Raw genomic sequence first — 13,074 nt, forward strand, 5'->3', positions numbered from 1 at the left:
CAAACAGCGATGTTATTATATTTGAACTGAACAAAATTGAAATGAGAAAATTAGGGGTAGTCATCACAGATGGAGTAGGTTTTAGGAATTTCATCCTAAGCGATTTCCTAAATGAGTCTGAGAAGAAATTTGATGAAGTAGTTATTTTATCATGCCTCCCAAAAGAGGCTTACCTTGAATATAACCATAGTGCAAAGGTCGTCGAACTCGACGTTTTTGAAGAACGGTTTGCGACATGGTTTTTTAGGAAATTAAAAGAAAGTGCGCATTTGAGGCTTCATAGAGCCGATAACTTTGGGATCGATGATAATTATAGAATAAATCAAAGTAAAGCAAACAACCCAAGAGGTTTCGCTACCCGTTTGATTTATCATTTAGTTTCAGTATGCCACTCAGAGAAGTGGATACGTCGTTTCGATGCTTTTCAGCAGGCTACCTTTAAAAATCACAAACTGACTCGTCAATACCGGCGAATCTTAAGGGATGAAAAGCTCAATATCATCTTTTTTACACATCAGCGCCCCCCGTTTATTGCTCCTTTGGTCTACGCCGCAAGGAAACAGCACATCAAAACGGCTACGTTTATATTCAGTTGGGACAATTTGGCCTCTAAAGGCAGAATGGCTGCCGATTTTGATTATTTTTTAGTATGGAGTGAACTTATGAAGCGTGACTTGCTTCAGTTTTACTCAACGGTAAAGAACGGGCAAATAGCGGTTGTTGGCACACCACAATTTGAGCCTTATGTACTGAGCCGCTATGAAATTACTAAAAACGAATTTTTACAAAAGTTTAAGTTACAGATTTCTCTGAAAACACTCTGTTACAGTTGTGGTGATAGCTCTACAAGCAAAAATGACGAATTGTACATCTCAATTATAGCTAAGGCTGTTTTAGAAAACAGAATTAATAATATCAATTTCATTGTTCGAACATCTCCGGCAGAAAGTCCGGAGCGTTTCTTTGCGATTGCGGCAGAGTTCCCATTCATAAAATGGAATTATCCGAAGTGGGTACTTTTACGACAAAATCATCAGGAGGCCTGGTCACAACGGGTTCCTCAAACTGATGATGTCATCGAGCTTAGAGCTTTAGCCCAGCATAGCGATCTTAATGTCAATATGCTGTCTACGATGACTCTTGATTTTATGATATTTGATAAACCAGTTATTTTTCCAGTTTTTGGTAACATAAATAACGCGCTTTACAACGATGGTCGTTTTCTCGAATTCAAGCACATCAAGCATGTATTGGCTAGCGATGCGGCAACTGTGGCATTGAATGAAACCGAACTAATTGATGCCATCAATCATATGCTGGAAAATCCGTGTGAGAAATTAACCCAACAGCGGCAATTGGTGGCACTCGAAATGGTCGAACCGTTGGCTGAAGTAAGTACTCGTTTTGCTGATGTATTGTTTAAGTTCAGTTTGGATCGTAAATTTTCATCCAAATGATAAGGTATCAAAAATGGCGCTACAGTTAACATATTCGAACTATGCATCTTCCTTCTAAAATCGCCATAATCTGCAACTATGAATTGCTCCCGCAAAGGGTTGGCGGGATGGATTACTTTTTTTGGAATTTTGACAGAAAATGCAAGGAAAATGACATTATGATTGACTGGTTTTTTCCAAATACGGCTGATCACGGCGAATATTCCGATTTGAACGTCATTGCTTCAGGAGCCCAGCCTGAAACTTTTTTTTTAGGACATCTGGAAAGGAGCGGCAAGCACTATTCTCATATAATGGTACACTTTGTAGAGCTTTGTACCCGATCGTTAAAATCTATTAAATCTAAAACCGGAGCACAACTTATTGTGGTTGATCATAATCCCAGGCCGCTAGGCGGATATTCATTTAAAAAAAAGATTGAAAAACGCCTAAAGGGATTTTTTTACTCCAGATTTATAGACGTATTTGTTGCCGTTTCTGAAGCTACAAAAGCTGAATTGATTTTCGACTTTGGAAATTTTATTAAACCCAAAACAATAGTAATTTTTAACGGTTTACAACCTGAAAAATTTCTCAGAAAGCCCAAACGGGTCTTTACGGGGAAGTATATTATTGCATCTCATCTTCGGAAAAGTAAAGGTATTCAAGATGTTATTACGGCCGTTCGCGCTTTGCAGTTAGAAGGAAAAACCGACTTTGTAATTCACATATATGGTTCCGGGCCCATGGAAGAAGGGCTAACTAAAATGGTGAGCGATTTTTCACTGGAATCCGTTATCAACTTTAAAGGGAGTGTCGCAACCCTTAATGAAACTTATCAAGATTATGATTACCTAATTCATCCATCGCATGCAGAAACTTTCTGCTATACCATAGTCGAAAGCCTTATGAGTAACTTACCGGTGATTACCACCGAACAAGGCAATGTACTTGGATTGATAGAGAATGGATACAATGGCTTTCTTTATAGCGCAGGAAATACAGCACAACTGGAAAGTATACTATGCCGTATTTCAAGTGGAGCGCTTTCGGTAACGGGTAATGCTGGCGACGATATCCGTCTAAATGCACTGACACTTGATAGCATGGTTGAAAATTATTTTAAATTGATAAAATGAAAATTGCTTTCTTAACACCGGAATATCCGCATTCGAAAACCGGCAATTCAGGAGGGATCGGGACTGGCATTAAAAACCTTGCACAAGCTTTAGCCGAAAGAGATTTACAGCCCTCCGTACTGATTTATGGACAACAATCAGATTATTTTTTTCAGGAGGGCGGCATTGACTTTTACGGCATTAAAAATGTGAAATTGAAAGGGTTGTCATGGTTTTTGACCAGAAAAAAAATACAAAAACGCATTAATGAACTCTACGCTGAGAAAAAAATTGATGTTGTTGAAGCCCCAGATTGGACCGGAATTACCTCCTTTATAAATGTGAAGTGCCCTATTGTAATTCGTGAAAATGGGTCTGATACTTATTTTTGCCATCTGGACGGCAGAAAAGTAAAATTTAAAAACTTTTTTCACGAAAGGCGTGCACTCCGTAAGGCCGATTCTGTCATTGCTGTAAGCCAGTTTACGGGAGATCTTACGAATCAACTTTTCAAATTAAAAAGGAATTTTACAGTAATCCCAAACTCAATAAATTCTACACATTTTAATATTGTCCCTAAGCAAAACGATAACCAACGGATTTTGTATTTTGGCAGCTTAATCAGAAAAAAAGGACTGCTTGAGCTTCCATTGATTTTTAATCAGGTGGTGGCAATGAATCCAGACGCTGAACTAATGCTTATAGGGAAAGATGTTCCCGATATTATGTCAGGAAATGCTTCGACATGGGAAATGATGCGCGGGCTTTTTTCTGCGGAAGCGTTCAAAAAAGTAAGTTATATTGGCCCCAAATCCTACGATGAAGTCGGGTCATATATAGCAACAGCGGTGGTGTGTGTTTTTCCGTCATTTGCGGAAGCCCTGCCAGTGTCCTGGCTCGAAGCGATGTCAATGGGAAAAGCAATTGTAGCATCTGACATCGGATGGGCAAATGAGATGATTACGGATGGACAGAGCGGATTTTTAGTTCACCCGAACAATCATAAGCTATTCGCCGAAAAAATAAATATATTATTACAAAATCGTCTTATATTGGATACCTTTGGATGCGCAGCGCGCCAAAGAATAGAAGATTACTTTTCTACCATAGTTGTTGTGGAAAAAAATATTGCATTTTACAAAGATGTTACGCATGAAACTTGAATTGAAAGAATTTATTACTACAAAAGGCGAAGTAATACTATACAACGGACATCCGGACTTCGCATTACTGGAGAAGCTTTCTGAAGGTAGCGGTGACATTTGGCACAGTTCATTTGAGCAAGGATATAAAAATGCTTTTCCGGAATTGGTTTACCAGACAGCGGTTTTTTTTTGGTACCTTAATGATTTCGATGGACTTTCACAATGTGTTAGCTGGCGGGTAAATCCGCACCAGTTTGCGGTGAGGAAGAATGTCTGGGAGATTACAGGTGGTTTCGATCCCGATTTTAAGAGTATTCAGGCGCAGGCGCTTGATTACGGTTATCGCAGCCTCCATTACCTTGGAGCCATTCCGCTTTATGTTAAAGGTCTTTTTACTACTGGAGATAAAGAAGAAGTTTCGGTATCGCCAATAGACAGGCATATTTTTTTCAGGAAAAACTTTAAAGGTGTCCACTCAGTATATATGGTTTTTCGTAGCGGAATCTGGAGATTACCCGAACTGTATTTGTTTTTCAAGGTGCGTAACCATTTTTCAATGCGTAAAAACTTCAATATACTACCACCACGTGAGTTAAATGAAATTGAAGGCAATCCAACCGTTAGCTATATCATCCCGACTATGCTGAGACAAGATTTTACATTGCAGTTGCTTGTGGATCTCTCAAAGCAGAAATACCCTCCATCCCAAGTCGTTATTGTTGATGCTACACCCGAATCGGAAAGAGATGAGAATATTTACTTTTCCCGAAGTTATCCTTTTGAATTAGTCGTTCAATGGCAGCAAACAAAGGGAAGTTGTCGGGCCAGAAATGAAGCTATTGCTATATGCACAGGTGAATATATCGTTTTTGGCGATGATGATATACGTGTGCCAGATGATTTTATTCAAAATCATATCAGGGTTTTACAAACCTATAGTGCCGGAGCGTGTAATGGACTCGATATACGCGCCGACCATCAAAACCAGGATTTCCATGATTTGTCTCGAAAACTGTTTGAAATGGGGACTTTGCGTTGGAAATTAGGAGTGACAGGAAATTTCAGCAACGCCAATTCCTGCGTCAAACGAGAATATGTAACCCAGTTAGTAGGGAATGATATTAATTTCGACGGCGGATACGGCGAGGATGGCGATTTTGGGCTATCCCTTGCTAAAATAGGGGTAACCGTTTTATTCAATCCCTTTTCTACAAATCTACATCTCAAACCTCCCGCTGGCGGTTATCGCTGGTGGGGTTCAGAAGCCGGCAAAATGGGGACGAAACGGAAGGCTCAACCGTGGGAACTCGATACCCCGGTGCGGTATATACGTCCAGTGCCAAGCCCAACAGTGATGTACGGGGTACTCAAACAATTTAAACCAAATCAGGTTAGAGAATACAAATACAAGAACTTTCTTTATTTTTTGATGCAGGGGCCCAAAGTGACCCTGCCTTTACGAATTCTGAAATTGCCCTACAAAAACCTACAATTTAATAAATCATTGTTCTATTCCAGAAAACTATTGAAGCTGGGCATACGACATCAATAACCATTTCGTCAAAAAATGAATCCACCTGCCAAGACATTATCTATTGTCATTCCTGCGTACAACGAAGGAAATACCATCCATTTGATCCTTAACAAGGTTAAAGAAGTAGCACTAATTAATGGAATGGAAAAGGAGGTTATTCTTGTGAATGACTGTAGTACCGATGACACCCGGGAGAAGATTGATCTTTACATCCGTGAAAACAAGGAATTGGCAATAAAGTATTTTGAACATCAGGTGAATAAAGGAAAAGGAGCGGCACTCCACACAGGAATTTCAGAGGCAACAGGCGAAATTCTAATAATACAGGATGCAGACCTTGAATACGATCCCACAGAATATAATATTTTACTTCAGCCTATTATAAACGGGTTTGCCGACGTCGTATATGGAAGCCGCTTTATGGGTGGCAAACCACATCGGATATTGTTCTTTTGGCACAGTATTGGCAATCGCTTCCTAACATTTTTAAGTAACATGTTTACAAACCTAAACCTTACGGATATGGAGACTTGCTATAAAATGTTCCGGACACCGTTACTTCAGTCTTTGAACCTTCATGAAAAAAGGTTTGGATTTGAACCAGAAGTTACTGCCAAAATTGCCCGACTACCTGGAATAAGGATTTACGAAGTGGGTATAAGCTATTATGGACGCACTTTTGAAGAAGGCAAAAAAATAAGTTGGAAGGACGGGTTCCGGGCAATTTTCTGTATTTTTAAGTATTATTTTTCTAAATAATTATGAGAGGCAAGACCGGTTTGTTGGCGATTGGGATAATTATTTGTGGTCTTGCAATTAAATTTTACTTTATTGGTGCGTTTAATTCACAAGGCGCCTACGAAGCGAAAAATGCATTTCTAAACAATGGCGATGCCGGTCATTACCTACAAATAGCAAAACACATCGGAAAATTTCACGAATACTCAGATTTAGATAAGAAAGGACTCAGTGAAAATGCCACCTGGAGACCGCCTTTATGGCCGTTTTTGCTGTCACCGGCATTGCTGCTCACAAATAACCTACTGATTGTAGTCATCTTAAAAACAATCTTTGAAACTGCTTTGATTTTGTTTTCGCTGCTTTTTATCAAAAAGCGCTCGGGCAGAAGTTTTAAATTCGTAATTCCATTTCTATTTTTATTATTGGAACCACATTATCTGAAATATTCAGTTACTTTTTTGTCTGAAAGTCTTACTGCGGTGTTGATCCTTCTACTTGCTGTTTTGTTTGTTTATGATGACAGGAGTTTAAGATCAGGGCTGAGGATTTCGGTACTTGCGGCCTTAATAATACTTTGTCATCCTGTTGCGGTTTTTTTTATTGCCACGTTATTTTCAGTTCATTTCTTTATCACTGCAAGGAAGAATTTAAGAGATGCATTTCTACAAGCGCTTTTATTTATAGGGCTAGTTGGGAGCTGGGGACTACGTAACGAATTGAGTTTTCACAAGGGATGGTATCTTACCGCATCACAGGGAGCCGTTTTTTCGAAAGGATGGAATGAACAGGTTGTGAGTGACTTTACCAATACACAGGGAGACAATGCTGACGAATCAATTAATCTGAAATTTTTAACAAAAGAGTCTTATGCCAGCGCTTCCGGAAGCGTTTTGGATATGGGAAAGTTTTATAGGAAGGGAACCATAGCCTACATCGAGAAGATTGGTTTTTTTGAAAGGTTAAAGATTATTTATGTAAAATTGAGATCTAATTTTAATCCTTTCCCAGAAACCCCTAAAGAAGGTTGGCTTGAAAAATCCGCGATTGTTTTACGCGGTCTATGGTTGCTCGTATTTTTTCAATCCATCCTGCTCGTTGTTAAAAGAGTTTTTTACAGAAAAACCGTTAACAGCCGCGTTCTTATCGTTGTGTTGTCGGTGTTGTCCGGTCAACTACTAATGGCGATTTTGATCTATACGGGATTACGGTTTAACGCCATATACGGATTGTGCCTGCTAGCGTGCTTCCTGTTTCTTAACTTGGATATTCTGACTAAAATCTATAAAAAGACTCAATGCGCTTTTCACTAATAATATGTACCTATCAACGGCCAGAATCTTTGTGCAGGCTGCTTGAATCAGTTCGGGAGCAGCGCCGCTATCCCAATGAAATACTGATTATCGATGGGTCGCTTGATGACGCCACGCAAAATCGCCTTAAGGATGAATTTCCAAACTGCAACTACTACCTCGTTCCAAAAGAACATAGGGGACTAACACGCCAACGCAATTTCGGTATATCCAAAGTAAGCCGTGAAATAGATGTCGTTTGTTTTCTGGATGATGATACCATATTGGAAGAAGACTATTTTGAGCAGCTTCTAAATACATACCAACGCTATCCAGAGGCTGTCGGAGCAGGCGGGTATATTACCAATGAGTCTCTTTGCGAATTTGTAGGGGCGGACTATATCCCTTCGATCAATGAATTTTATTATGATGGCTGGAAACGTCAAGACGGCAGTAGATTTGTTTTGCGGAAGCGATTAGGCTTGGACAGTGATGTGCCTCCCGGATTTTTACCTGAGTTTTCACACGGAAGAAGTGTTGGATTTTTGCCGCCAAGCGGAAAGATTTATGAAGTAGAACAATTAATGGGAGGTGTTTCCTCATTCAGGAAGTCAGTATTCAGCGAAAATAAGTTTTCCACCTATTTTGAAGGATATGGCCTGTATGAAGACGCCGATTTTACCCTGCGTGTCTCAAAAAAAGGCAAACTTTTTGTCAATACAAATGCCAGGCTCACCCATCATCATGCTCCTTCAGGCAGGCCGAATCAATATAAGTACGGACTAATGGTTGTTCGCAATGGTTGGTATGTCTGGCGCGTCAGGCATCCTAAACCATCTTTTAAATCAGTTGTTAAGTGGAATGTAATAACCTTATTGTTGACGGCAATTCGTTACGCTAACGCAATTACATTACCCAATAAGCAACAATCCTTAACAGAAGCATTTGGCAGGACAGTTGGATGGTTTAGCCTGATTTTTTCAAAGCCGGGAATTAAATAAGAAAATTATGAAGCAGATTTTGCGGATAAATACAGATCGTTTGAAAAAAGCAGCGTGCCTATTATCATTTGTTTACTTGTTCATAGCGTACGTCTATTTTTATTTTTTTACACCTGCATCCTCGGGCGATGAATGGCTCTTTGTAAGTGACTTGGATTATATCAAAGCCCACGGATGGATGGCAGCTGTTGAAAAAAGCATCTCCGTCCCCTATATGATCATATCGCTGCCGTTCTCTTTCATCATGGAAAATTACGTTGCGCTCCGGCTGACAAATTTCTTGCTTGTTTTTTTTTTACTAATATACTTTTTTAAAATAGCCAAAATCAGAAGCCTCTATTTCTATGGCTACCTGAGTTTTTTCCTGGCAACATCGGCTGTGTTCTGTGGCGGCACGAATGACACCCTTTTTTTTATAAGCCTAATCATTTTTTTTTCCGAAGCCTACCTTTACATTGTATATCGTAAAATGAATAATACAACGCTGGCCTTTACAATGCTGGTGGTCGCAATATTTACCCGTGAACTTGTTTTTGTATATTTTCCAGCTTTGATTCTGGCATTCTTTTTTTTGTATAAAACGGGATTTCGATTCTTTCAAAATAAAATGCTTTTGCCGTTCGCGGTATTCTGCCTGTTTGTCACGATAAATATCCCGTGCCTGCAGTCCAGGGGAAAGTTGTCATATGACGATAAGGTGGCTCCTTCAAGCCTTGGAGTCAACTGGCGGCAAAGACAGTATCTGGCACAATTAATGGTCAATGAGGGGAAACTGGACAACTTTCAACACCCCAGTTGGGACGAGACCAGGGCATATCTGGATAAACATGGAAATGCTGCTTTGCCTCGCACTTTGTTGGAAGGCATCACCTTCGACTATAAAATGACTGCAACGGAATTTGTCAAAGACTTCGGATTTTCGCTTTTTTTCGGCTTTCGACAATTGGCACTGATGCTTTTTTTTCCGTTCATAATATTGTTTGCCCGAATTTACAAAAGAGATTTCCGGAGTCCGGATATGTTCATTCCATTAATCATGCTTAGCGTAATGGCCATTCTATCACTGATTGTGGTCTCCTACATCGAACCAAGATGGTTTATTGGAATATTCGTTCCCGCAATCTTATTTTACTATATGAATCAGCGACAGGGTAAGGTAAGACAATGGTACCTCACCGCAAACTATGTTTTAGTAATTCTTTTTGCCTTTTACGGGATGTATGGGATTGCGAAAAGCTACCTGAATAACCATCCCTAATTTACTGCACCGGCGAAGGGATTGCCAATCCCGATTTATTATTATCTTTGGACACTGCAGTGGGTTCGGGGAAATGTTGGAACAGACGCAATGACCTGAATTTTCACAACATTTGATCAGAAAATGATTAGAAATGAAATTTGAATTGAACGAATTTATCACCGCTTCGGGTGAATCAATATTATACTGTGGCGAGCCCGATCTGGAGCGGTTTGACCAACTCGCAGCAGGACCCGGTGATATCTGGCACAGTTCTTTTGAACAAGGATACAAGAACGCTTTTCCAGAACTGGTTTACCAGACCGCAGTAATGTTCTGGTACCTTAACGATTTCGATGACCTCGAGCAGTGTGTGAGCTGGCGTATAAATCCGAACCAGTTTGCAGTCCGTAAATCCGTATGGGAAATTACTCGCGGCTTCGACGCTGACTACGAAAACATTCAGATGCAGGCGCTGGATTTTGGTTTTCGTACGATTCGCTACCTGGGAGCGGTTCCATTATATGTAAAACAACTTTTTCGTTCAACCACTGAAGAGAATATTACCATTTCCCCGAAGGACCGATATACCTTTTTTTTAAAAAATTTCAGAAAGAGGCATGCTGTTTTTATGCTTTTCCGCGTAGGGTTTTGGAAAGTGAAAGAGTGGACCGCCTATTTGTATGCATCAAATCACTTCAGCCTTCGGCAACATACAGCTTTAGTAGCGCCAAGGGAGCTTCAGCAGATTGTAGGAAATCCGTCAGTTAATTATATTATCCCAACGATGCTCAGGCAGGAATTTACCGTTCAGCTGCTAGAAGATTTAAGCAATCAGACGTATAAGCCTTTTCGCGTTATTGTAGTTGATGCGACACCAATAACAGAACGGGATGAATCATTTTATAAAAAAAGTTATCCTTTCGAGCTGATAGTTATCTGGCAGCAATCCAAAGGAAGCTGTAGGGCTAGAAACGAAGCAATTGATTGCTGTAAAGGTGATTACGTTATTTTTGGTGATGACGACATCCGTATTGCTGAGGATTTTATTGAAAATCATATCAGGCTGCTTCAGACCTACAACGCCGAAGCCTGCAACGGGCTCGATGTTCGTGCAATGCATCACCAGCAAACACTGGATGATTTAAAGCAAGCCATCGCCATGCTGAAACCACAGCAGAAAATTGTCGGCACTGCCCAAATGTTCAGCAACGCAAACTCCTGCGTCAAATATAGTCTGGTGAAAGCATTGATTGGCAATGATGTAAATTTTGATGGCGGTTATGGCGAAGACAGCGATTTTGGAATGTCCCTTACAAAAATAGGCGCCACGGTGCTCAATAATCCGTTTTCTGCAAACCTGCACCTTAAACCTCCTGCAGGGGGATACAGGTTTTGGGGAACACAGGCAAAGGTTACCGGAAAAAAAAGAAAAAAGCAGCCATGGGAACTCGATACGCCTGTAAAATGGATTAAGCCTGTGCCGAGTCCAACCGTGATGTACGGCATCTTAAAGCAATTTACGCCACAACAACTGATAGAATACAAATACAAACATTTCAGCTATTATCTGTTCGACGGCAGCAAATCGGGATTTCTATACAGGCTGATCAGGATTCCATATAAGAACCTACAGTTTAGGAAGTCAGTTTTTTATGCTAAAAAATTAATTAAATCCGGCACACGCTATAAATGATGAAGTTCTCATTAATTGTATGTACGTATATGCGTCCGGCCGCGCTGCGAAATTTGCTTCAATCTGTGGAAGACCAATCGGCCTATCCCGATGAAATCCTGATTGTTGACGGTTCTAAAAATGACGAAACCGGGCAGATGCTTTCAGAAAACAGTTTTCCCAACATCACTTATTTCCTTGTTCCGCCCGAGAGTAGGGGACTTACCAGGCAACGCAATTATGGTATCGAAAGAACTGGGGCCGAAATCGACGTTATTTGTTTCCTGGATGATGATGTGGTGCTAGAACCCGATTATTTTGAAAACCTGCTTCAGGCTTACGAGATTTATCCAGATGCGCTCGGCGTTGGTGGATACATTATCAATGAATCTGATTGCGAATATGTCGGTCAGGATTATATCCCGAAAATTACTGAATATTTTTATGACGGTTGGCGTCGCAGCGAAGGCTCCCGATTCGTAGCACGGAAGAAACTGGGGCTTGACAGCAATTGCCCGCCGGGATTTTCACCTTTGTTCTCTCATGGCAGAAGCGTCGGTTTTTTGCCTCCTTCGGGAAAGATCTATCCCGCAGAGCAAATTATGGGCGGTGTGTCCTCTTTTAGGAAAACAGTTTTTAACAGGGTCAGATTTTCGACGTATTTCGAAGGATATGGCCTGTATGAAGATGCCGATTTTTCAATCAGGGTGGCAAAAATAGGAAACCTGTACCTGAATACCGCGGCCAGATTAAGCCACTTTCATGCGACGGGCGGAAGGCCAAATCAATACCAATATGGAAAAATGGTTGTTAGAAATGGCTGGTATGTGTGGAGAATCAAAAACCCCTGTCCCGATTTCAACGCGAAATTAAAATGGAATTTAATCACGATATTATTGACAATCATAAGATTTACCAATATATTTACAGCCACCAACAGAAAGGAAGCATTTACTGAAGCCATCGGGAGGAGCATAGGATGGTGGAGTTTGCTGATCAGTAAGCCAAAGATAAAACATGAAGTCGACTGAAGCCATTATTGAAACCAATAAAAAGCAAAAAGAGTTTTACAACAACATCCGTCAGAATTTCCTAACGCGGATTTGGGCAAAATTCAGAAATGGGATACTTAATCAGGTTCGCAAAAATATCGGCGTACAGGATCAGGCTTATCTGCTTCATAAAGAATGGTTTGGTGACTTATCGGATAAAAAAGTCCTCGATCTGGGTTGTTATGCCGGTAATTACTGGTCTATCTACCTTGCCCAGCATGCCCGGCAATATATAGGTATCGATTTGAGCGACGTAGCCATTGCAAAATTGGCCGAAAGGCTCAAGCCTTATCCAACGGCATCCGCATTGGCGGTTGATTTCCTGTCCGATGAATTTGCAGAAAAGGATTTTGATCTGATTTACGCTTATGGAGTACTGCACCATTTTGAAAGCACTCCGATCCTGATCGACAGGCTGAACGAAAAACTCGCCGATAACGGGCAGGTGATCAGCTATGACCCGATGGAAACCAGCATTCCTATAAAAATCATCAGAACCATTTACCGCCCTTTCCAAACCGATGCCGACTGGGAATGGCCTTTTTCAAAGAAAACTCTTTATCAATACCGAGAAGCATTTCATATCATTGAAAAACATGGTCTTCTGGGACTGTCAAAATGGATAGTGTTTGTGAATATGTTACCGTTATCTGCGGAAAAGAAAACAAGAATTGGCAAGAATTGGCACCAAAAGGACTGGAATAATTCAGCCACTTCAGATAAGGCCTTGTTCCGCTGCATGCATCTCACCATGCTTATGCAGAAGAAATGAGAACTTTGAAATGATTACTGGAAAGATGCCATCCGATCATTATATTGAATGTCCGGACAAGGCTAATAAAAATG

11 protein-coding genes are annotated in these 13,074 nt (G+C 40.6%); all 11 read left to right on the forward strand.

All coding sequences use genetic code 11. The features are described 5' to 3' along the window. The first annotated feature begins 41 nt into the window (after positions 1-41). The 11 genes from CFE23_RS07485 to CFE23_RS07535 all read left to right on the forward strand — a co-directional run bounded on the left by CFE23_RS07485 (position 42) and on the right by CFE23_RS07535 (position 13,000). The gene (locus tag CFE23_RS07485; RefSeq protein WP_291086334.1) at positions 42-1,457 is read left to right on the forward strand and encodes a hypothetical protein; all 1,416 of its coding nucleotides are present in this window, start codon (positions 42-44) and stop codon (positions 1,455-1,457) included. A 41-nt stretch (positions 1,458-1,498) separates the two neighbouring features. After that, positions 1,499-2,575, forward strand: coding sequence for a glycosyltransferase family 4 protein (locus CFE23_RS07490; protein WP_291086336.1), 1,077 nt, complete (start codon positions 1,499-1,501; stop codon positions 2,573-2,575). After that, a complete protein-coding gene (locus CFE23_RS07495) occupies positions 2,572-3,717 on the forward strand; it encodes a glycosyltransferase family 4 protein (RefSeq protein WP_291086338.1) in 1,146 nt (381 codons plus the stop codon). Before CFE23_RS07490 ends, CFE23_RS07495 begins: the two co-directional genes overlap by 4 nt. Beyond that, the gene (locus CFE23_RS07500; protein ID WP_291086340.1) at positions 3,707-5,251 is read left to right on the forward strand and encodes a glycosyltransferase family 2 protein; all 1,545 of its coding nucleotides are present in this window, start codon (positions 3,707-3,709) and stop codon (positions 5,249-5,251) included. The genes CFE23_RS07495 and CFE23_RS07500 overlap by 11 nt, the downstream gene beginning before the upstream one ends. Positions 5,252-5,266: 15 nt before the next feature. Continuing rightward, positions 5,267-5,992, forward strand: a complete 726-nt coding sequence (locus tag CFE23_RS07505; RefSeq protein ID WP_291086342.1) for a glycosyltransferase family 2 protein — start codon at positions 5,267-5,269, stop codon at positions 5,990-5,992. A gap of 2 nt (positions 5,993-5,994) precedes the next feature. Further along, positions 5,995-7,284 (forward strand): hypothetical protein, encoded by a 1,290-nt coding sequence (locus tag CFE23_RS07510; RefSeq protein WP_291086343.1) that lies wholly within the window; start codon positions 5,995-5,997, stop codon positions 7,282-7,284. Then, a complete protein-coding gene (locus CFE23_RS07515; RefSeq protein WP_291086345.1) occupies positions 7,269-8,264 on the forward strand; it encodes a glycosyltransferase in 996 nt (331 codons plus the stop codon). The genes CFE23_RS07510 and CFE23_RS07515 overlap by 16 nt, the downstream gene beginning before the upstream one ends. A 607-nt stretch (positions 8,265-8,871) precedes the next feature. Further along, positions 8,872-9,522 (forward strand): hypothetical protein, encoded by a 651-nt coding sequence (locus CFE23_RS07520; RefSeq protein WP_291086347.1) that lies wholly within the window; start codon positions 8,872-8,874, stop codon positions 9,520-9,522. A gap of 133 nt (positions 9,523-9,655) precedes the next feature. Next, a complete protein-coding gene (locus tag CFE23_RS07525; RefSeq protein ID WP_291086349.1) occupies positions 9,656-11,197 on the forward strand; it encodes a glycosyltransferase in 1,542 nt (513 codons plus the stop codon). Further along, positions 11,194-12,207: a glycosyltransferase gene (locus CFE23_RS07530; protein WP_363331567.1), complete on the forward strand. Its 1,014-nt coding sequence runs from the start codon at positions 11,194-11,196 to the stop codon at positions 12,205-12,207. Before CFE23_RS07525 ends, CFE23_RS07530 begins: the two co-directional genes overlap by 4 nt. Then, entirely contained in the window at positions 12,194-13,000 is an 807-nt protein-coding gene (locus CFE23_RS07535; protein WP_291086351.1) for a class I SAM-dependent methyltransferase, read from the forward strand. Before CFE23_RS07530 ends, CFE23_RS07535 begins: the two co-directional genes overlap by 14 nt. Positions 13,001-13,074 lie beyond the last annotated feature (74 nt).

It is taken from the genome of Flavobacterium sp. BFFFF1, from assembly GCF_002256285.1.
In the GTDB taxonomy this organism is placed as follows: Bacteria; Bacteroidota; Bacteroidia; order Flavobacteriales; family Flavobacteriaceae; genus Flavobacterium.

Coding starts and splice junctions, on each gene's coding strand:
- CFE23_RS07505 (WP_291086342.1), top strand. CDS start 5,267: ATGAATCCACCTGCCAAGACATTATCTATTGTCATTCCTGCGTACAAC.
- CFE23_RS07520 (WP_291086347.1), top strand. CDS start 8,872: ATGCTTTTGCCGTTCGCGGTATTCTGCCTGTTTGTCACGATAAATATC.
- CFE23_RS07535 (WP_291086351.1), top strand. CDS start 12,194: ATGAAGTCGACTGAAGCCATTATTGAAACCAATAAAAAGCAAAAAGAG.
- CFE23_RS07510 (WP_291086343.1), top strand. CDS start 5,995: ATGAGAGGCAAGACCGGTTTGTTGGCGATTGGGATAATTATTTGTGGT.
- CFE23_RS07495 (WP_291086338.1), top strand. CDS start 2,572: ATGAAAATTGCTTTCTTAACACCGGAATATCCGCATTCGAAAACCGGC.
- CFE23_RS07490 (WP_291086336.1), top strand. CDS start 1,499: ATGCATCTTCCTTCTAAAATCGCCATAATCTGCAACTATGAATTGCTC.
- CFE23_RS07530 (WP_363331567.1), top strand. CDS start 11,194: ATGATGAAGTTCTCATTAATTGTATGTACGTATATGCGTCCGGCCGCG.
- CFE23_RS07485 (WP_291086334.1), top strand. CDS start 42: ATGAGAAAATTAGGGGTAGTCATCACAGATGGAGTAGGTTTTAGGAAT.
- CFE23_RS07525 (WP_291086349.1), top strand. CDS start 9,656: ATGAAATTTGAATTGAACGAATTTATCACCGCTTCGGGTGAATCAATA.
- CFE23_RS07500 (WP_291086340.1), top strand. CDS start 3,707: ATGAAACTTGAATTGAAAGAATTTATTACTACAAAAGGCGAAGTAATA.
- CFE23_RS07515 (WP_291086345.1), top strand. CDS start 7,269: ATGCGCTTTTCACTAATAATATGTACCTATCAACGGCCAGAATCTTTG.